The organism is Kineococcus lubricus (assembly GCF_050871965.1).
In the GTDB taxonomy this organism is placed as follows: Bacteria; Actinomycetota; Actinomycetes; order Actinomycetales; family Kineococcaceae; genus Kineococcus.
In genome coordinates this window covers 1-19482 of record NZ_JBJLSK010000023.1, presented here as the reverse complement: position 1 = coordinate 19482, position 19482 = coordinate 1, and the positions used below count along the sequence as shown (strand labels likewise).

Sequence of the window (19482 nt, the reverse complement as noted above, 5' to 3'; positions counted from 1 at the left end):
GCAAGGAGAGACGAGTGCCCCTCGACGCCGCAGTCAAGAAGCAGATCATGGCCGAGTACGCCACCAGCGAGGGCGACACCGGCTCGCCGGAGGTCCAGGTCGCGATGCTGACCCAGCGCATCCGCGACCTCACCGAGCACCTCAAGCAGCACCAGCACGACCACCACAGCCGTCGTGGCCTGCTGCTGCTCGTCGGCCAGCGCCGCAACCTGCTGAAGTACATGGCCAAGAAGGACATCAACCGCTACCGCTCGATCATCGAGCGTCTCGGCATCCGCCGCTGACCTAGGTCAGGGGCCTGGCAGCAGGGGTGGTCCCGACACACGGGGCCACCCCTGCTGCGCATCACGGCCGCACTCGCGGCAGACTCATCCTGACGAGCTGCGACATCGCGCAGCGTCGCGCCGGTCCTCGGTGGTGGCTTCCGGACCCGTGGGGAGACCCCGGGCCCGTGGGCCTCGATCGAAGGCCGGGGGCGCGCGGGTGTTGCACACCGCACCGCAACCCGAGGAGGAACCCCTTGGAGGGTCCTGAGATCACCGCCGCCGAAGCCGTCCTCGACAACGGCTCGTTCGGCACCCGCACCGTCCGCTTCGAGACCGGCCGCCTCGCCAAGCAGGCCGCCGGTTCCGCGAGCGTCTACCTCGACGGCGAGACGTTCCTGCTGAGCGCCACGACCGCCGGCAAGTCCCCGAAGGACCAGTTCGACTTCTTCCCCCTGACGATCGACGTCGAGGAGCGCTCCTACGCCGCCGGCAAGATCCCGGGGTCGTTCTTCCGCCGCGAGGGCCGCCCCTCCACCGAGGCGATCCTGGCCTGCCGCCTGATCGACCGCCCGTTGCGCCCGAGCTTCGTCAAGGGCCTGCGCAACGAGGTCCAGGTCGTCGTGTCCGTCATGGCGATCCACCCCGACGACGCCTACGACGTGGTGGCCATCAACGCCGCCTCGATGTCGACCCAGCTGTCCGGCCTGCCGTTCTCCGGCCCCGTCGGCGGTGTGCGCATCGCGCTCATCGACGGCCAGTGGGTCGCCTTCCCGCGCTACTCCGAGATCGAGCGCGCCGTCTTCGACATGGTCGTCGCCGGCCGCGTCGTGACCGCCGCGGACGGCACCGAGGACGTCGCGATCATGATGGTCGAGGCCGAGGCCACCGAGGGCTCCTGGAAGCTCATCAAGGAGCAGGGCGCCACCGCCCCGACCGAGGAGGTCGTGGCCGAGGGCCTGGAGGCCGCCAAGCCGCACATCGCCAAGCTGGTCAAGGCGCAGGCCGAGGTCGCCGCCGCGGCCGCCAAGCCCACCGCGGAGTTCCCGCTGTTCCCCGACTACGCCGAGGACGCCTACCAGGCCGTCTTCGACGCCTCGGCGACCGAGCTGGCCGCCGCGCTGGCCATCGCGGGCAAGCAGGAGCGCGAGACGCGCATCGACGAGATCAAGGAGCGCGTCAAGGGCGAGCTCGCCGAGGCGTACGCCGGGCGCGAGAAGGAGATCTCCGCCGCCTACCGCTCGGTGCAGAAGGCGCTGATCCGCCAGCGCGTCCTCAAGGACGGGGTCCGCATCGACGGCCGCGGCCTGGCCGACATCCGGACGCTGTCCGCCGAGGTCGAGGTGCTGCCCCGCGTGCACGGCTCGGCGCTGTTCGAGCGCGGCGAGACCCAGATCCTGGGCGTCACCACGCTGAACATGCTCCGCATGGAGCAGCAGCTCGACACGCTGTCGCCGGTGACGCGCAAGCGCTACATGCACAACTACAACTTCCCGCCGTACTCGACCGGTGAGACCGGCCGCGTGGGTTCGCCCAAGCGCCGCGAGATCGGCCACGGCGCCCTCGCCGAGCGCGCCATCGTCCCGGTGCTGCCGGCCCGCGAGGAGTTCCCCTACGCGATCCGCCAGGTCTCCGAGGCGCTGGGCTCCAACGGCTCCACCTCGATGGGCTCGGTGTGCGCCTCGACGCTGTCGCTGCTCAACGCCGGTGTCCCGCTGCGCGCCCCCGTCGCCGGCATCGCCATGGGCCTGATCTCCGACACCGTCGAGGGTGAGACCCGCTACGCGGCGCTGACCGACATCCTCGGGGCCGAGGACGCCTTCGGCGACATGGACTTCAAGGTGGCCGGGACCAAGGAGTTCGTCACCGCGATCCAGCTCGACACCAAGCTCGACGGGATCCCCGCCTCGGTGCTCGCCGGTGCGCTGACCCAGGCCCGCGACGCGCGCCTGCACATCCTGGACGTCATGGCCGAGGCCATCGACACCCCGGACGAGATGTCGCCGACCGCGCCGCGGATCATCACCGTCAAGGTCCCCGTGGACAAGATCGGCGAGGTCATCGGGCCCAAGGGCAAGATGATCAACCAGATCCAGGAGGACACCGGCGCCGACATCTCCATCGAGGACGACGGCACGGTGTTCATCGGGGCCGTCGACGGTCCCTCGGCGGAGGCGGCCCGCGCAGCGGTCAACGCCATCGCCAACCCGACGATGCCCGAGGTCGGCGAGCGCTACCTCGGCACCGTCGTGAAGACGACGACCTTCGGCGCGTTCGTCTCGCTCATGCCGGGCAAGGACGGCCTGCTGCACATCTCGCAGCTGCGCAAGCTCTCCGGCGGCAAGCGCGTCGACAACGTCGAGGACGTCGTCTCGATCGGGCAGAAGGTCCAGGTCGAGATCGCCGAGATCGACCCGCGCGGCAAGCTGTCCCTGGTCCCCGTGGTCGCGGAGGAGCCCGCCGAGGGCGACGCCCCCGCGCCGGAGCAGGCCGACGCCTGACGTGACGTCCAACCTCCCCGGGAACCCCGTCGAGCTGCCCACCGTGGCGGCCGGCGGGGTTCCCGCTACCACCGTCCTGTCCGACGCCGACGGCGCGCTGGTCAAGCGCACCGTCCTGCCGTGCGGTGCGCGCGTCCTGACCGAGGCGATGCCCGGTCAGCGCTCGGCCAGCATCGGGTGCTGGGTCGGGGTCGGCTCGCGCGACGAGACCAGCGGCCACTTCGGCTCCACCCACTTCCTCGAGCACCTGCTGTTCAAGGGCACCGAGCGCCGCGACGCGATGGACATCGCCTCGGCGTTCGACGCCGTCGGGGGCGAGGCGAACGCCGCCACCGGCAAGGAGCACACGACGTACTACGCGCGGGTGCTCGACAGCGACCTGCCGATGGCCATCGACGTCGTCACCGACATGGTCACCTCGGCCGTCCTGGACGACGACGACTTCACCAGCGAGCGCGAGGTCATCCTCGAGGAGCTGGCGATGAACGACGACGACCCCGGCGACGTCGCGCACGAGCGCTTCGCCGAGCTCGTCCTCGGTGAGCACCCGCTGGCCCGGCCCATCGGCGGCACCCCGGACACGATCCGCGCCGTCGGCCGCGACGACGTGTGGGCCCACTACCGCGAGCACTACCAGCCGTCCACGCTGGTGTTCACCGCGGCCGGCGGGCTCGACCACGACGAAGTCGTCGCCACCGTGCAGCGCGAGCTGGACCGCGCCGCGGGCGACCTGGGGCAGGCCGCCCCGCGCCCGCGCCGGGTCAGCGGTCAGGTCGCCGGCGGTCTGGAGAAGGGCCGCGCGCTCGTCGTGGACCGCCAGACCGAGCAGGCGCACGTCCTGCTGGGGATGACCGGCATCACCGCGACCGACCCGCGCCGCTTCACGCTGTCGGTGCTCAACGCCGTCCTGGGCGGCGGCATGAGCTCGCGGCTGTTCCAGGAGGTCCGCGAGAAGCGGGGCCTGGCGTACTCGGTGTACTCCTTCAACGCCAACTACGCCGACTCCGGGTACGTCGGGCTGTACGCGGGCTGCTCCCCGGCCAAGGCGGCGCAGGTCACCGACCTCATGCTGGCCGAGCTGGTCGCGCTGGGCGACGCGCCGCTGGAAGCCGAGGAGCTGGCGCGCGGGGTCGGGCAGCTGACCGGCGGCCTGGTGCTCGGCCTGGAGGACTCCGGCTCGCGGATGAACCGCCTCGGCAAGTCCGAGCTCACCCACGGGCAGTTCCTCGACGTCGACACCGTCCTGGCCCGCATCCGCGCGGTCACCGCCGAGCAGGTGCAGGCCCTGGCCGTGGACCTGCTGGCGCGGCCGCGCTCGGTGACGGTCGTGGGGCCCTTCGACGACGACAGCGCCTTCACGGGGGTCGTGCAGTGACCCTGCGGGTCTCCGTGGCCGGGGCGCGCGGGCGCATGGGCCGCGAGGCGGTCGCCGCGATCGAGGCGGCGGCCGACCTCGAGCTCGTCGCCGCGCTCGGGCGCGGCGACGACCCGGCCGCGGCCGCCGGCTCGGACGTCCTGGTCGACCTCACGGTCCCCGACCAGGTCATGGGCAACGTCGAACGCGCTCTGATGCAGGGGATGCACGTCGTCACCGGCACCACCGGGTTCACCCCCGAGCGGGTCGCGCAGGTCGAGGAGTGGGCCGCGGCCGCCGGTCGCAACGTGCTCATCGCGACGAACTTCGGGATCGGCGCGGTGCTCGTCATGCAGCTCGCCGCCAAGGCCGCGCGGTTCTTCGAGTCGGTCGAGGTCGTCGAGCTGCACCACCCGGGCAAGGTCGACGCGCCCAGCGGCTCGGCGATCCGCACCGCCCAGCTCATCGCGCGGGCGCGCGCCGAGGCGGGGCTGGGGCCCTCGCCCGACGCGACGACGACCGAGCTGCCCGGGGCCCGCGGGGCCGTCGTCGACGGCGTGCACGTGCACGCGGTCCGCGTGCGGGGGATGACGGCGCACCAGGAGGTCGTCCTGGGCGGCCCGGGGGAGACCCTCACCCTGCGCGACGACACCTACGACCGTTCGGCCTACATGCCGGGGCTGCTGGTGGGGATCCGTCAGGTGGCCACCCGCCCGGGCGTCACGGTGGGCCTCGAGCACTACCTCGACCTGGGGTGAGGGGCGTGCGCACGAAGATCGTCATCGCCGTCAGCGTCGCCGCGCTGCTGTTCTACTTCGTGTTCCTCGGCAACCTCGGGGTGCAGCTGGCCCGCACCGGCAGCTGGGCCGGGGTGCTGCTCGGGATCGCGCTGTTCCTGCTGCCGCTGGTCGGGCTGTGGGCCGTCGTGCGCGAGCTGCTGTTCGGGGTGGCGACGGAGAAGCTGGGGCGCGAGCTCGCCGAGCGCGGTGAGCTGCCGGTCGACGACCTCGAGCGCACCGCCGCCGGGCGCATCGACCGGGCCGCCGGGGCCCTGGCCTGGGAACGGGCCAAGGGCGAGGTGGAGCGCAGCCCGCAGGACGCCGGCGCCTGGTACCGGCTGGCGATGGCGTACGACGCCTCCGGTGACCGCCGCCGCGGCCGCGCCGCCGCCCGGCACGCCGTCAAGCTGCACCGCGCGCGCTGACGGTCCCCCTCCCGCGTCGCTAGCCTGGGCGCATGACGCTCCTCGCGGACCTCGCCGGCGCCTGGGCCGGTGCCTGGGCCGGTGAGAACGCCTTCCGGCTCCTGCCGGCCGACGCGCCGCACACCGCTCCCGCGACGGCGGTCGTGCAGGTCGCCGGGGCGATGACGACCGTCGGGTACGCGTGGGCCCACCCCGAGGACGGGGACCAGGCCGGGCTGCTGACCCTCGGGCCCGGGGACGGTGAGGGCTCCGTCGTGGCGCTGTGGGGCGACTCCTGGCACCAGGCGCCGCAGGCCCGGGTGCTGCTCGGCACGTCCGGCGGGTCGTCGGTGACGGTCGGGTACGACTACGTCGAGGGCCAGTGGCGGTGGGAGGTCACGCTGCGCGCGGCCGGGGACGGGCTGGAGCTGCGGATGGACAACGTGCCCCTCGCCACCGGCGAGGGGCACACCGCGATGCTCGCGTCCCTGCGTCGCGCCTGACCCTGCCCGGCCGAGGGGTCAGCGGCGTTCGCCGCGCTGCACGGGCGCGCGGCCCGGCGGCTGCTGGGGCGGCGGGAGCAGCGGGCTCACCGGCGTCAGGGGCCGCGTCGCGGGGGAACCGGACCGCAGCGTGATCTCCTCCCCGGCGTGCCGCAGGACGACCTCCGCCCCGTGGTCGCGCACGGTGTACGTGACGTCGTCGCGGGTGACGTCCACGCAGAGCTTCGCCTCGCGCCAGTGGACGGTGAACCGCAACCGCGACAACCCCTCGGGCAGGTGCGGGTCGAACCGCAGGAGGCCGTCGTTGTCTCGCATCCCGCCCAGGCCGTGCACCAGCGCCAGCCACGTCCCGGCGAGGGAGGCCATGTGCAGACCGTCGCCGGTGTTGTGGTGCAGGTCGCGCAGGTCGACGCCGGCGGCCTCGTAGAGGTAGTCGTGGGCCAGTTCCAGGTGCCCCACCTCGGCGGCCGTGATCGCCTGCACGGCAGCGGACAACGACGAGTCGCGCACCGTGCGGCGCTCGTAGTAGTCCACGGCGCGGGCCTTGTCCTCGGCGGTGAACGCGTCGGGGAACCAGAACAGCGCCATCTGCAGGTCGGCCTGCTTGACGACCTGCCTGCGGTACAGGTCGAAGTACGGCGCGTGCAGCAGCAGCGGGTACTCCCCGTGCGCCTCGAAGTCCCACTCGGGCCGTCGGGTGAACCCCTCGCACTGCTGGTGGACGCGCAGCTTCTCGTCGTAGGGGACCGCGACGGCGTCCGCCGCGTCGCGCCAGGCGGCCCGCTCCTCCAGATCGACCCCCAGCGACCGGGCCAGGTCCGGGTGCCGCGAGCACGCCCCCGCCGCGGCGCGCAGGTTCTGCGCCGCCGCCAGGTTGGTGAAGAGGTTGTCGACGACGACGGCCGTGTACTCGTCCGGTCCGGTGACGCCCGCGACGTGCCAGCGGCCCTCGTCGTCGTGGTGGCCCAGGGACATCCACAACCGGGCGGTCTCGACGAGCACGAGCAGCCCCCCGTCGGTCTCCAGCGCATCGCTGCCCGTGGCGACCCGGTACCGCTCGACGGCCGCCGCGATGTCGGCGTTGACGTGGAAGGCGGCCGTGCCCGCCGGCCAGTACCCGCTGGACTCCCGGCCCCGGATGGTCCGCCACGGGAACGCGGCTCCCGCCAGCCCGAGCTCGGCGGCCCGCTGCCGGGCGGCGTCGATCGTGCGGGCCCGCCAGCGCAGCGCGTCCGCCGCGGCCCGCGGCGCCGTGTACGTCAGGACCGGCAGGACGTACGCCTCGGTGTCCCAGAAGGTGTGCCCGTCGTACCCGGGCCCGGTGAGCCCCTTGGCCGGGATGCCCCGCTGCTCGGCGCGCGCCCCGGCCTGCAGGACGTGGAACAGCGCGAACCGGACGGCCTGCTGGACCTCCGCGTCCCCCTCCACCTGGACGTCCGCGGCGTCCCAAAACTCCTCGAGGTACTCGCGCTGCTCGGCGAGCATCCCGTCGAACCCGGTGAACCGGGCCCCCGACAGCGCCCCGGCGACCTGGTCGCGCAGCGCCGGCTGCGACCGCAGCGCCGACCACCCGTAGGCGAGGAACTTCGTCAGCCGCACCTCCTCGCCCGGTCCCAGCACGCACACCACCGTGGTGCGGGCCCAGTCCTGCGCGTCGTGCGTCTCGACGTCCACGCGCCCGGGGGCCTCGACGTGGTTCTCCATGCCGGCCGCCATCTGCAGCCCGCTGACCCGGGTCCGGTGCACCAGCGTGGCGCCGGCCCGGCCGCTGTCGTGCTCCACCGAGACCAGCGGGGCCTTCAGCACCGCCGCGACCCGCGGGTCCCCGGACGTCCCCGGCAGCGCCTCGTTGGCGACCAGCTCGGACTGCAGGGTGACGCGCACGCCCTCGTCGACGGCCTGCACGACGTACTCGATCGCCGCGCAGGCCCGCTGCACGAACGAGACGAGCCGGGTGGAGCGGACGCGGACCCGCTTGCCGGCCGGGGAGACCCACTCGGCGGTGCGCACGAGGGTCCCGGCCCGCAGGTCCAGGACCCGTTCGTGGGCGACGAGCTCGCCGTAGCGGACGTCGAACGGCTCGTCGTCGACGAACAACCGCACGATCTTGCCGTCGGTGACGTTGACGACCGTCTGACCGACCTCCGGGTAGCCGTACCCGGCCTCGGCGTAGGGCAGCGGGCGTTCCTCGTAGAACGAGTTCAGGTAGGTGCCGGGCAGGCCGTGCGGTTCGCCCTCGTCGAGGTTGCCGCGGAACCCGATGTGCCCGTTGGACAGGGCGAACACCGATTCGGCCGACCCCAGCAGCTGCAGGTCCAGGCGGGTCTCGCGGACGTGCCACGGCTCGACGGGGAAGGCGTCCTGGGCGATCACGCGTCCCCCTCCAGCAGCTGCGCCAGGTCGGTCACCACGACCGTCGCCCCGTGCTCGCGCAGCCCGTCGGCCTGCCCGACGCGGTCCACCCCGACGACGGCGCGGAAACCCCCGGCACGCCCGGCCTGCACCCCGGCCAGGGCGTCCTCGAAGACGGCCGCGTGCGCGGGGTCGACGCCGAGCGCGCGGGCCCCGGCCAGGAAGCTGTCGGGAGCGGGTTTGCCCCGCAACCCCTCCTGCCGCAACGTCACCCCGTCGACGCGCGCCTCCACGAGCTCGGCCAGCCCGGTCACCTCCAGCACCTGCCGGGTGTTCGCGCTGGAGGAGACCACCGCCCGCCGCAGACCCGCGTCGCGCGCGGCGCGCAGGTACCGCCGCGACCCCTCGTACACCTCCACGCCGTCGGAGGCGATGCGCCGCAGCAGGTCCGCGTTCTTGCGGTTGCCCAGGCCCGCGACGGTGGTGTCCTCGTAGGCCTGGTCCCCGGGGTCGTCGGGCGACCCCTCCGGCAGCGTGATGCCGCGCGAGGCCAGGAAGTCGCGGACACCGTCGGCGCGGGGTTTGCCGTCGACGAAGGTGCGGTAGTCCTCGACCGGGTCGAACGGGCGGAACGGGGCCCCGGTGCGCTCGGCGTGCTCGCGCAGGTAGGAGTCGAAGGCGCTCGTCCAGGCCTTGTCGTGCACGGCGGCGGTGTCGGTCAGCACGCCGTCGAGGTCGAACAGGAGCGCGGTCACGTCGTCAGGCAGTCCCAGCACGCTCCCGACCCTAGGAGCCGGGCCCCGGACCCGCAGGTCGGGCGGGCCCGGCCCCCGGACCGGTGCGGTTCACGGTTCGGGGTCGGCGTCCCGGGGGTTGAGGTTGCGCGGGTCGGCGTCCTCGTCCGGTGCCCCGTCGTCCGCGCCGTCCTGCGCGACGTCGTCACCGGTCGGGGTCCCGCGCAGGTCGCGCGGGTTCAGCTGGCCGGGGTCGCCGTCGGGGTCGGTGCCGGTCTCGGGGCCGGCGTCCTGCGGGTTCGTCTCGCTCATGCCCCCAGCCTCGCCCCGCGGGCGGTCTCGTGCGCGACGAGACGCCCCCGCCACCGGCCGGGGCGTCCGCGCCGCGGAGGTCAGGGGTGCAGCAACACCTTGGTCCAGCCGTCGACGCGGTCGTCGAAGTTCCGGTAACCCTCCGGGGCCCGGTCCAGCGGGAGCTCGTGCGAGACGATGAACGACGGTTTCGCGCGGCCGGCGACGATGAGGTCGCGCAGTTGCCGGTTGTACCGCATGACCGGCGCCTGCCCGGTGCCCATCGACTGGCCCTTGGTGAAGAACGTGCCGTAGTCCCAGCCGACCCGGCCCTCCTTCGCGCCGTCGGTGGCCGCGCCCGGGTCCTGGGGCACGTAGACGCCGACGACGCCGATCCCGCCGGTGCTGCGGACCACCTTCACCAGGTTGTCGAGCACGAGTTCGGGGTGCTCGTCCCCGGAGGGGTCGTGCGCCTGGTACCCGACGGCCTCGACCCCGCGGTCCACCCCGCGCCCCAGCGTCTGCTCGGCGATCTGCTCGACCGGGTCGCCGGCGGAGAAGTCGACGGGGATCGCACCGATGCTCGCGGCCAGGCCCAGCCGGTCCTGTTCCCGGTCGACGACGAACACCCGGGCGGCGCCCTTGAGCAGCGCGCTGTGCGCGGCCATCAGGCCGACCGGGCCGGCGCCGAACACGGCCACGTCGTCGCCGGGCACCATGCCGGACAGTTCCACGCCGTGCCAGCCGGTGGGGAAGATGTCCGACAGCATCGTGAAGTCGTTCTCGTGCTCGGTGCCCGCGGGCAGTTCGAGCAGGTTGAAGTCCGCGTACGGCACCCGCAGGAACTCGGCCTGCCCGCCGTCGTAGGGACCCATGTTGGCGTACCCGTAGGCCGCGCCGTCCATGCCCTCGGTCGGGTTCGTCCGCAGGCAGAACGACGTCCAGCCGTGCAGGCAGTTGCGGCAGGTGCCGCAGGCGATGTTGAACGGCACCGACACGCGGTCGCCGACCTTCACCCGGTTCACCCCGGAGCCGACGGCCTCGACGACCCCGGTGTTCTCGTGGCCGAGGACCTTGCCCTCCTCGACGGCGGTGCGGCCCTCGTACATGTGCAGGTCGGAACCGCAGATGTTGGTGGTGGTGATGCGCACGACGGCGTCGGTGGGTTCCTCGACGCGGGCGTCCGGGACCTCCTTCACCACGACGTCCTTCGGACCCTGGTAGACGACGGCCTTCACGTTCCGACCTCCTGGTCGTGGGGTGGTGGGTCTCGATCGTGACCCCGTGAACGGGCGGTCGCGCGTTCAACCGGCGGTGCGGTCGCGGGCCGCCCGTCCGCGTCGCGGGGGAGGGGCGACGGTTCCACCGCGCGGGGGACGGGTGCCGTGGGTAACGTCCCCACGGTGCTGGTGCACACCGGCGTCGGGACCTCCGGCGACCGGGGTCCGGCGGTTCCCCGCACGCCCCGAGGCGCCACGACGACGGCTCCGGGAGGGCGCGCGCGTGCGAAGTGCCGATCCAGGGGCCGGCGACACGGCGGTCCCGGTCGGCGACGAGGAACCCTTCCCGCCGAGCGAGGGAGCCGCGGGGAGTGCGGCACCCCGGACCGGGGGAGGTGGGCGCCGTGCGGATCGATCCCGACGCCCCCGGCGCTGCCGCACCGGAGCGACCACACCACCCCTGAGAGGAACACGATGACCGATCACACCCACCGGACGGCGGGGGAACTCGTCGACGAACTCACCTCCGACACCGCCGCGCTCGTGCGGGCCGAGGTGCGGCGCGGCCAGCGGGAACTGCTGGCCAAGGCGAAGGAAGCCTCCAAGGCGGCCGCCCTCCTCGGCGGCGGGGTCGCGCTGGGCGCGCTGGCCGCCGGGACGTCCGCGGCCTTCACGGTCCGGTTGTTCGGCAAGGTCCTGCCGCCGACCACCGCCGCGTTCGCGGGAACCCTCGCCTACGGCGGTGGAGCGGCCCTGCTGGTGTCGGCGGGCCTGGCCGAGCTGCGCCGCGTCGGCCCGCTGTGGCCGGAGGAGACCCTCGCCAGCATCCGCGACGACGTGCGGGCCGCCCGTCCCGCGGCGGGCTGAACCCGCCACGACCGGGAAGCGCCCGGCCCGGCCGGAGCACCCCTCGGGCGTCCCCCGGGGAACCGGCGCCACCGTCACCGGCCCCGCGCACGGCGTGCGGGGCCGGGGAGCCGGCACGTCGACGCCGCCGTGCCGGACCTCGTCAGCCGCCCTCCGCATCGGACCACCCCGGGCGGGGTAGGGAACCGGTGTGGAACCCCGACACCCCACCGACCGGCCCGCCGGCCCCGAGGTACGGATCGACCCGGGCCAGCCCCCGGGCCGGACGGGCGACGAGGCGCGCACGGCCCGGTCCCCGCTGCGGCTCCGGTTCGCCCTGGCGCTCTTCGGGCTCGTCGTCTGCACCGCGCTCGCGATCGTCTGGTTCACGGTCGACGCCCCACCCGGGGGGACGCCCGCCCCGGGGTGGGCGCTGGCCGTCCTGGCGCTGCTGGCAGCCGTCGACCTCGTGGTCGTCAGCCGCCGGTTGCGCCGTCGGCGGCGCTGACCCCGCTCCTCACGTCCCGGACGCCCCCGGTGGGACCGGAGCGCCCCTGCCCGTCGAGCAGGGGTGGTGGTCACCCCTCTCGACGGAGTCGTACCCGGCCTCCTCGGCCGCGACGGCCCGCGGGTTCCCGCCCCCGTCGTCCGAGCACCTGCGGCAGGGACCGCCTGCCCACGAGCGGGACCGAACCTCGGGACCGGGGGGAGGGACGTCGAACGCGGTCCGGGTCGCCGTGGCCGGCGGGGTGGTCGACGTCCCTGGCCGGTCGCCGCGGTTCGTCGGTGGTGACCGTGCACGGCCCCACCCGATCCGGCGGTGGGCGCACGTCCGGTTGCCGGGCCGGTCCGCCGCGGAGGGGGCGGGGTCGCTCCGCGGTCGACCCCGGGTTGCTCCCGGCCCCACCGCCGGGACAGTCTCACCCCATGGCCAGAATCGTGCGGTTCGAACGCTGGGGTGGCCCGGACGTCCTGCGGGTCGTCGAGGTGCCCGCCCGGGAGCCCGGTCCCGGTGAGGTCGCCGTGACCGTGCGCGCCGCGGGGGTGACCGCCGGGGAGTCCGCCGCGCGCGAGGGGGCGCTCGCGCAGCTCTACCCGATGGCCTTCCCGGCCGCGACCGGCTCGGAGTTCGCCGGGGTCGTCACCGCCGCCGGCGAGGGCACCGGCCGCTTCGCCGTCGGCGACGAGGTGCTCGGCTGGAGCCCCGACCACGGCGGGCACGCCGACGTCGTCGTGGTGCCCGAGCGCTCGCTGGTCGCCAAACCCGCCGCCGTGTCCTGGGAGGTGGCCGGGGCGCTGTACGTGGCCGGGGTGACGGCGTGGACGTGCGTGGAGTCGACGAAGGTCCGCGACGGTGACGTGGTCCTCGTCGTGGGCGCCGCCTCGGACGCGGGGACGCTGGTCGTCCAGCTCGCGCGGCTGTGCGGGGCGAGGGTCGTCGGCGCCGCCGACCCCGTCCACCACGAGTGGCTGCACGCGCACGGGGCCGTGCCCGTCGCCTCCGGGGACGCGGGGAGCCTGGCCCGGGCCGTGCACGCCGCGGCCGGCGGGGTCGACGTGCTCGTCGACACGACCGGCGCCGACGTCGGGCACCTCGCCGAGGCCCTCGGGGTCGCCGAGGACCGGTGCGTGGCGACGCTGCCGCTGGAGGCCGACCTGGAGTTCGGCGACCCCGAGCCGCGCCGGGGCGAGATCCTCGCCGAGCTCGTCGAGCTCGTCGCCGCGGACCGGCTGCACGTCCCGATCGCGGGGGCGTTCGCGCTGAGCGACGTCGTCGAGGCCTTCGTCACCGCCGAGCGGCCGCACCGGCAGGGCCGGATCGTCCTGCTGCCCTGAGCCCGGCCGGGACCCCGCGCTGCGCCGCCAGCCGCACGGGGGTGTTCGCGGCGCCGTACCCGGCGTACCCGCCGCGCCGCTCGACCACCTCGACGAAGAACTCCCGGCTGACCGCCCGGGTGAAGAACTGCAGCAGCTCCCCGCCGGTGCCGTCGCGGTCGTACAGGACGCCGTGCCGGCGCAGGTCGGCCAGGAACGCGGCGTCCAGGCCGAACCGGGCGTCGAGGTCGTCGTAGTAGTTGTCGGGGACCGGCAGGGGTTCCCCGCCGGCGGCGGTGAAGCCGCGGACGACGGCGAACAGGTCCGCGGTGGCGAACGCGACGTGCCCGGCCGCCACCGGCCGTCCCCGCAGCGTCGCCGACGTCGGGCCGACGTTGAGCGCGATCCGCACCGTGGCGTCGGGGGTGCGGGCGGGGGAGGTGTGCGCGCGCGAGCGCACCAGCCCCTCGGGGCCGGGGACCTCCACGACCTCCCCGGCCTCCAGCCCCAGGACGGCCGTGAGGAACAACCCGGCGGAGTCGAACCCCGCGAACGGCTGCGGCAGCGCGACGTGGTCGACACCCGTCAGCGCCGGCCCCGCCGCGGGCGCCGGGACGTCGGTGGGGGTGAAGTCGTCCAGCCAGTCCGGCGTCGTGCCGCAGAACTGCACCCACGTCCCGTCCGGGGCCACCAGCGAGGGGATCTCCGCCTCCCCGGGACCGACGGGGCGGTGCACCAGCGGGGCGAGCAGCTCCCGGGCCCGGTCGGCCAGCGCGTGCGGCCGGCTCACCCGCAGCCCCAGGGAGGACACCCGCGCCCGCTCGTCGGCCGAGCGGCGGTTCACCACGACGTTCACGCCGCCGCCGGTCCACAGGTCGACGTCACCGCGCCGGTGGGTGCCGGTGCGCGCCAGCCCCAGCGCCCCCAGCAGCGCCCCGACGGCGGGCGCGCCCTCGGGCGAGGCGGCCACCTCCACGAACGCCCAGCCGGCCGGGGCCGGGGCCGCCGGCAGCGTCCCCGGTTCGGCCCGGTCGGCGAGGTGGCGCAGCGAGCGCAGCCCGTCGACGGCCGTGCGGCCCGGGTCGCTCTGCCGGTACAGGTCGTTGAAGACCTCCAGCGAGACCGGCCCGTCGTACCCGTTCGCCAGCACCGCCCGGTGGAAGCGGGCGAGGTCGAAACCGCCCTGGCCGGGGAACAGGCGGTGGTGGCGCGACCACGGCAGCAGGTCCATCCCCAGCAGCGGGGCGTCGGCGACCTGGCAGAAGAACAGCTTGTCGAGCGTCGCGACGTCGTCCGGGTCGTCCCCGCGGGACAGGACGTGGAAGGAGTCGACGCACGTCCCGAGCGCGGGGTGGCCGGCCAGGGCGACGACGCGCGCCCCGTGCCGGTAGTCGGCGACGTGGGTGCCCCAGGCGAGCGCCTCGTACGCCAGCCGGACGCCCTCGGCGGCCGCGAGGTCGGCCAGCGCCGCCAGCTGCCCGGCGAGCTCGTCGTCGTCGCGCACGGCGCCGGGGTGCACCGAGGAGCAGACCAGCACGAGGTCGCAGCCGAGGGCGCGGACGACGGGGAGCTTGCGGCGCAGCCGCTCCCGGGTGCGGGCCACCGCGGACGGGTCGGTGTCGTCGGGGTCGCGGAACGGCTGGAACAGCGCGATCCGCACCCCGAGGTCGTCGGCCAGGGACCGGACCTGCGCGGGCGGCAGCGGGGAGGTGACCAGGTCGGGCTCGAAGACCTCGACGGCGTCGAACCCCGCGGCCGCCGCGGCCCGCAGCTTCTCGGCGAGGGTCCCGGCGAGGCTGACGGTCGCGATCGAGGTCCGCACCCGCCCACCTTGGCACGCGGGCGCCGGTCGGGCCCCGCGTAGGGTGCGCCCGTGAGCGCCCACCCCTCCCACCCCGTGCTGGACCGACCCTTCGCCGCCGTCCTGTTCGACATGGACGGCACCCTCGTGGACTCCACGGCGGCCATCGCCCGGTGCTGGACGACGTGGGCGGTCGAGCACGGCGTGACCGCCGAGCAGCTGGCGCAGGCCGCCGGTCACGGCCGCCCGGCGCCGGAGATCGTGGCCGACCTGGTGGCGGCCGGGACGGTGGAGCAGGCCGCCGCCCGCATCCTGGAGCTGGAGGTCACCGACGTCGAGGGCGTCGTGCAGCTGCCGGGGGTGCCGCGGGTGCTGGCGGGGCTGCCGGAGCGGTCGTGGGCGATCGTGACGTCCTGCTCGGCCCCGCTGGCCGACGCCCGGCGGCACGCGGCGGGCCTGCCCGAACCGGCCGCGCTCGTCACCTACGACGACGTGGAGCACGGCAAGCCGGCCCCCGACTGCTTCCTGCTGGGCGCGTCCCGGCTCGGGGTCGACCCCGCCGACTGCCTCGTCGTGGAGGACGCCCCGGCGGGGCTGACCGCCGCCCGCGCCGCCGGGTGCGCCACGCTCGCGGTGCGCACCACGCACCCCGAGGGGCCGCTGGAGGCCGACCTCGTGGTGCCCCTGCTCTCGCAGGTCGCGATCACCCCGGGCCCGGACGGCCTGCGGGTGGGCCTGGTCGGGGACGCGGCCCGCTGAGCGCCGGGGTGTAACACCGCCCGGGGTCGCGGCGATGACCTGCTCGGACCCGGTCGCTGCCCGGACCCCCGAGCGGGCAGCGACCGGGTCCCCGCACGTCCGGGTCCCGGTCCGGGGCGGCGTCCGGGCCCCCGGCGGCCCGGCGGGGTCTGGTGAGCCGGTCCACCGCGCGCTCGCGGTAACCTCCCGGTATGCCGACCGCCACCGCTGCAGCGCCCCCCCGTCCGTTCGGGACGGTGCTGAGCGCGGTGGTCACCCCCTTCGGGGCGGACGGTTCCCTCGACCTGGCCTCGGCCTCGGCGCTGGCCGAGCACCTCGTCGCCACCGGCCACGACGGCCTGGTCGTCAGCGGCACCACGGGGGAGTCCCCGACGACCTCGGACGAGGAGAAGGACGCGCTGCTGCGCGCCGTCCTGGAGGCCGTGGGCGACCGCGCCACCGTGGTGGCCGGGGTGGGCACCAACGACACCCGGCACACCGTCGAGCTGGCCCGGGCGGCGGAGAAGGCGGGCGCGCACGGGCTGCTCGTCGTCACGCCGTACTACAACAAGCCGCCGCAGGCCGCCGTCCTGGCGCACTTCACGACCGTCGCGGACGCGACGGGCCTGCCGGTCATGCTCTACGACATCCCGGGCCGCTCCGGGGTGCCGATCGAGACCGAGACGCTCGTGCGGGCGGGCGAGCACGACCGGATCGTCGCGGTCAAGGACGCCAAGGGCGACCTGCACGCCTCCGCCCAGGTGCTGGCCCGCACCGACCTGGCCTACTACAGCGGCGAGGACGCGCTGAACCTGCCGCTGCTGAGCCTGGGCGGGTCGGGCATCGTCTCGGTCGTCAGCCACGTCGCGGGCCGCGAGTACGCCCGCCTCATCGCCGCCGTCGACGCCGGGGACCTGCGCACGGCCCGCGCGGTCCACGCGCAGCTGCTGCCCGCCGTCCGCGGGATCATGGGCCGCACGCAGGGGGCCGTCGCGGTGAAGGCCGCCCTGGAGCTGACCGGCGTCCTGCCCACCCGCACCGTCCGGCAGCCGCTGCTGCCGGCCACCCCCGAGGAGGTGGCCGCCATCGGCGCCGACCTCGCCCTGGCCGGCCTCGTGCCGGCCCCCGCCAACGCCTGAAGAACCCGTCCCACGGTCCGCGGCCGCCGAAGGCCGCAGGAGGAGCCGCATGAGCCACCCCCACCCCGAGCTGACGAGCCCGCCGAAGCTGCCGAAGGGCGCCCTGCGCGTCTACGGCCTCGGCGGCCTCGGCGAGGTCGGGCGCAACATGACCGTCTTCGAGCACGACGGCAAGCTGCTCGTCGTCGACTGCGGCGTGCTGTTCCCCGAGGACCACCAGCCCGGCGTCGACCTGATCCTGCCCGACTTCGGCCCCATCGCCGACCGGCTCGACGACATCGTCGCCCTCGTCCTGACCCACGGGCACGAGGACCACATCGGGGCGGTGCCGTACCTGCTGAAGCTGCGGTCCGACATCCCGCTGCTGGGGTCGCAGCTGACCCTGGCGCTGATCGAGGCCAAGCTCAAGGAACACCGCATCAAGCCGTACACCCACGCGGTGCGCGAGGGGCAGACCGAGCAGCTCGGCCCGTTCGAGTGCGAGTTCATCGCCGTCAACCACTCGATCCCGGACGCGCTCGCCGTCGCGATCCGCACCAGCGCCGGGCTCGTCCTGCACACCGGCGACTTCAAGATGGACCAGCTGCCGCTGGACGACCGCATCACCGACCTCAACGCGTTCGCGCGGCTCGGGGACGAGGGCGTCGACCTGTTCTGCGTCGACTCCACCAACGCCGAGGTACCCGGTTTCACCGCGCCCGAGCGCGACATCGGCCCGGTGCTGGAGCAGCTGTTCGGGCGGGCCGAGAAGCGCATCATCGTCGCCTCGTTCGCCTCGCACGTCCACCGCGTGCAGCAGGTCCTCAACGCCGCCGACGCCCACGGGCGCAAGGTGGCCCTGGTGGGGCGCTCGATGGTGCGCAACATGGGCATCGCGGCCGACCTGGGGTACCTGCAGGTGCCCAAGGGCATCCTCATCGACCTCAAGCAGGTCGACGACCTGCCCGAGGACCGCGTGGTCCTCATGTGCACGGGGTCGCAGGGTGAGCCGATGGCGGCGCTGTCGCGCATGGCCAACCGGGACCACCGCATCTCGATCGACGCCGGCGACACGGTGATCCTCGCCAGCTCGCTCATCCCGGGCAACGAGAACTCGGTGTTCCGCGTCGTCAACGGCCTCGCCCGCCTGGGGGCCACGGTCGTGCACCAGCAGAGCGCCAAGATCCACGTCTCCGGGCACGCCAGCGCCGGGGAGCTGCTCTACTGCTACAACATCCTCAAGCCGCGCAACGTCATGCCGGTGCACGGCGAGATCCGCCACCTGCTCGCCAACGGCGACCTCGCCGTCAAGACGGGCGTCCCCCGCGAGCGCGTCGTCATCGCCGAGGACGGTGTCGTGGTGGACCTCGTCGACGGGGTCGCCAAGATCGTCGGGGCGGTGCCGGTCGGGTACGTCTACGTCGACGGGTCCAGCGTCGGGGAGATCACCGAGGCGGACCTGAAGGACCGGCGCATCCTCGGCGAGGAGGGCTTCATCTCCATCTTCGTCGCGGTCGACTCGGTGACCGGCAAGGTCGTCTCCGGGCCGGAGTTCAACGCCCGCGGGTTCATCGGCGACGGCGACGACCGCTTCGCCGGGGTGCGCAAGCGGGTCGAGAACGCCCTCAACGAGGCGTCCACCGGGCCGGTGGACACCTACCAGCTGCAGCAGATCGTGCGCCGGACGGTCGGGACGTGGGTCGCGCAGACCCACCGCCGCCGGCCCATGATCGTGCCGGTCGTGGTCACCGCCTGACCACCGTCCGTCCCGACCGCAGCCGCTCCCGTCCCCGGGGGCGGCTGCGGTCGCGTCCGGGGGAGTGACGGGGCTCGTCCGGCGGGCGGGTGGGCCGTCCGGCTGCTGCTAGGTTCTGCGCCGTGCAGACGCCCCGACGCTCCCGGACGGGGCGTTCCCACCGTCCGCGGCACTCGACCGGGGGCCTGCTCGGCAGCCGTCCCGCGCGCGTCGTCGCCGCCGGGCTGACCGTCTCGGTCGCGGTGGTCGGTGGCGTCGTGGTGGCCGAGCGGACCGGCGAGCGACCCGAGCGGGGGCAGGCCCAGCCCGCCCCCTCGCGCACCGCGGTCGCCGCCCCCTCCATCCCGGCTCCCTCGGCCCCGGCGCCCACCCCGGTCGCGGTGACGCCCCCCGCCGTCACCGACGTGCCGCCCGTGCCGCCCGCCGTCCCCGACGCGCCGCAGGAGACGGTCGTCTCCCGGAGCGCCGGCCGGGACCCGGACCCGGTGCGGGTCCCGGCCCCCGCGCCGGCGGACCCGGTCCGGAGCCCGGTCGCCGCGCCCGCACCCCCTCCCGCCCCGGCCCCCGTCCCGGCCCCCGCCCCGGCCCCCGCCCCGGTCCAGAGCCCGGTCGAGGTGCCGGTCGCGCCGGCCCCCACCGAGCTGGAACTGCTCTCGGCCACCCTCGAGATCCCCGAGGCCTGGCAGGTGCCCCGCCGCGAGGTGACGATCCACGTCCCCGGGCCCGAACCGGTGCAGGTGACCGGCGAGGTCTCCAGCCCCGAGCCCGGTCGCGTCGACGTCGAGGTCACCCTCACCCCGGCCCCCCGCCACCTGGCCGAGGACCCTGCGCCGGAGACCGACGACGACGTGCACGCGGCGCAGGACCACCTCGCCCGTCACCTGCCCGGGGACCCGGTGGGCTGAGCCGGGACGCTCAGCCGACGGGGGCCGGGGGCCCGGGCACGTAGGTCGCGGGGGCCCCCGCGGCCCGCGCCCCCCCCGGGGGCCAACCTCCCCCCCCCCCCC

The 19482-nt window shown here is 75.0% G+C and carries 18 protein-coding genes; 13 read left to right on the top strand and 5 right to left on the bottom strand.

Annotation, left to right across the window (positions count from 1 at the left end; genetic code table 11):
• The first annotated feature begins 14 nt into the window (after positions 1–14).
• From rpsO to ACRYRX_RS16790, 6 genes are all read left to right on the top strand, one after another.
• Positions 15–284 (top strand): 30S ribosomal protein S15, encoded by a 270-nt coding sequence (gene rpsO / locus ACRYRX_RS16815; RefSeq protein ID WP_432513590.1) that lies wholly within the window; start codon positions 15–17, stop codon positions 282–284.
• Positions 285–520: 236 nt separating this feature from the next.
• A complete protein-coding gene (locus tag ACRYRX_RS16810) occupies positions 521–2764 on the top strand; it encodes a polyribonucleotide nucleotidyltransferase (RefSeq protein WP_432513587.1) in 2244 nt (747 codons plus the stop codon).
• A 1-nt stretch (position 2765) separates the two neighbouring features.
• A complete protein-coding gene (locus tag ACRYRX_RS16805) occupies positions 2766–4139 on the top strand; it encodes a M16 family metallopeptidase (protein WP_432513586.1) in 1374 nt (457 codons plus the stop codon).
• Complete coding sequence (gene dapB, locus ACRYRX_RS16800) at positions 4136–4876, top strand: 4-hydroxy-tetrahydrodipicolinate reductase (protein WP_432513584.1); 741 nt, start codon at positions 4136–4138, stop codon at positions 4874–4876. The genes ACRYRX_RS16805 and dapB overlap by 4 nt, the downstream gene beginning before the upstream one ends.
• A gap of 5 nt (positions 4877–4881) precedes the next feature.
• Positions 4882–5322: a hypothetical protein gene (locus tag ACRYRX_RS16795; RefSeq protein ID WP_432513583.1), complete on the top strand. Its 441-nt coding sequence runs from the start codon at positions 4882–4884 to the stop codon at positions 5320–5322.
• A gap of 32 nt (positions 5323–5354) precedes the next feature.
• Positions 5355–5804 (top strand): hypothetical protein, encoded by a 450-nt coding sequence (locus tag ACRYRX_RS16790; RefSeq protein ID WP_432513581.1) that lies wholly within the window; start codon positions 5355–5357, stop codon positions 5802–5804.
• Positions 5805–5822: 18 nt separating this feature from the next.
• Here the strand turns inward: ACRYRX_RS16790 and ACRYRX_RS16785 are convergent, their stop codons facing one another.
• From ACRYRX_RS16785 to ACRYRX_RS16770, 4 genes are all read right to left on the bottom strand, one after another.
• A complete protein-coding gene (locus ACRYRX_RS16785) occupies positions 5823–8177 on the bottom strand; it encodes a glycoside hydrolase family 65 protein (protein WP_432513578.1) in 2355 nt (784 codons plus the stop codon).
• Positions 8174–8932, bottom strand: coding sequence for an HAD family hydrolase (locus ACRYRX_RS16780; RefSeq protein WP_432513576.1), 759 nt, complete (start codon positions 8930–8932; stop codon positions 8174–8176). Before ACRYRX_RS16780 ends, ACRYRX_RS16785 begins: the two co-directional genes overlap by 4 nt.
• 69 nt (positions 8933–9001) lie before the next feature.
• On the bottom strand, positions 9002–9202 hold the full coding sequence (locus ACRYRX_RS16775; protein ID WP_432513575.1) for a hypothetical protein: 201 nt from the start codon (positions 9200–9202) through the stop codon (positions 9002–9004).
• Between the two features lie 80 nt (positions 9203–9282).
• A complete protein-coding gene (locus ACRYRX_RS16770; protein ID WP_432513574.1) occupies positions 9283–10419 on the bottom strand; it encodes a glutathione-independent formaldehyde dehydrogenase in 1137 nt (378 codons plus the stop codon).
• Between the two features lie 456 nt (positions 10420–10875).
• On the opposite strand from ACRYRX_RS16770, the gene ACRYRX_RS16765 reads away from it, so the two are divergent.
• The 3 genes from ACRYRX_RS16765 (at position 10876) to ACRYRX_RS16755 (ending at position 13083) form a co-directional block, all read left to right on the top strand.
• Positions 10876–11268, top strand: a complete 393-nt coding sequence (locus ACRYRX_RS16765) for a phage holin family protein (protein WP_432513572.1) — start codon at positions 10876–10878, stop codon at positions 11266–11268.
• A gap of 190 nt (positions 11269–11458) precedes the next feature.
• Positions 11459–11755: a DUF6343 family protein gene (locus tag ACRYRX_RS16760; RefSeq protein WP_432513569.1), complete on the top strand. Its 297-nt coding sequence runs from the start codon at positions 11459–11461 to the stop codon at positions 11753–11755.
• Positions 11756–12174: 419 nt separating this feature from the next.
• Positions 12175–13083: an NADP-dependent oxidoreductase gene (locus ACRYRX_RS16755; RefSeq protein WP_432513566.1), complete on the top strand. Its 909-nt coding sequence runs from the start codon at positions 12175–12177 to the stop codon at positions 13081–13083.
• On the opposite strand, the gene ACRYRX_RS16750 is transcribed toward ACRYRX_RS16755, so the two are convergent.
• Positions 13034–14884, bottom strand: a complete 1851-nt coding sequence (locus ACRYRX_RS16750) for a sugar phosphate isomerase/epimerase and 4-hydroxyphenylpyruvate domain-containing protein (RefSeq protein WP_432513563.1) — start codon at positions 14882–14884, stop codon at positions 13034–13036. The genes ACRYRX_RS16755 and ACRYRX_RS16750 overlap by 50 nt on opposite strands.
• Positions 14885–14935: 51 nt before the next feature.
• On the opposite strand from ACRYRX_RS16750, the gene ACRYRX_RS16745 reads away from it, so the two are divergent.
• From ACRYRX_RS16745 to ACRYRX_RS16730, 4 genes are all read left to right on the top strand, one after another.
• The gene (locus ACRYRX_RS16745; RefSeq protein WP_432513561.1) at positions 14936–15622 is read left to right on the top strand and encodes an HAD-IA family hydrolase; all 687 of its coding nucleotides are present in this window, start codon (positions 14936–14938) and stop codon (positions 15620–15622) included.
• 191 nt (positions 15623–15813) lie between these two features.
• Positions 15814–16740 carry a 4-hydroxy-tetrahydrodipicolinate synthase gene (gene dapA, locus ACRYRX_RS16740; RefSeq protein WP_432513559.1) on the top strand — a complete coding sequence of 309 codons (927 nt, stop codon included), beginning with the start codon at positions 15814–15816 and terminating at the stop codon, positions 16738–16740.
• Positions 16741–16789: 49 nt separating this feature from the next.
• Positions 16790–18475 (top strand): ribonuclease J, encoded by a 1686-nt coding sequence (locus ACRYRX_RS16735; protein ID WP_432513557.1) that lies wholly within the window; start codon positions 16790–16792, stop codon positions 18473–18475.
• Positions 18476–18597: 122 nt separating this feature from the next.
• Positions 18598–19380: a hypothetical protein gene (locus ACRYRX_RS16730; protein WP_432513555.1), complete on the top strand. Its 783-nt coding sequence runs from the start codon at positions 18598–18600 to the stop codon at positions 19378–19380.
• Positions 19381–19482 lie beyond the last annotated feature (102 nt).

Coding starts and splice junctions, on each gene's coding strand:
- ACRYRX_RS16775 (WP_432513575.1), bottom strand. CDS start 9,202: ATGAGCGAGACGAACCCGCAGGACGCCGGCCCCGAGACCGGCACCGAC.
- ACRYRX_RS16735 (WP_432513557.1), top strand. CDS start 16,790: ATGAGCCACCCCCACCCCGAGCTGACGAGCCCGCCGAAGCTGCCGAAG.
- ACRYRX_RS16755 (WP_432513566.1), top strand. CDS start 12,175: ATGGCCAGAATCGTGCGGTTCGAACGCTGGGGTGGCCCGGACGTCCTG.
- dapA (WP_432513559.1), top strand. CDS start 15,814: ATGCCGACCGCCACCGCTGCAGCGCCCCCCCGTCCGTTCGGGACGGTG.
- ACRYRX_RS16765 (WP_432513572.1), top strand. CDS start 10,876: ATGACCGATCACACCCACCGGACGGCGGGGGAACTCGTCGACGAACTC.
- ACRYRX_RS16790 (WP_432513581.1), top strand. CDS start 5,355: ATGACGCTCCTCGCGGACCTCGCCGGCGCCTGGGCCGGTGCCTGGGCC.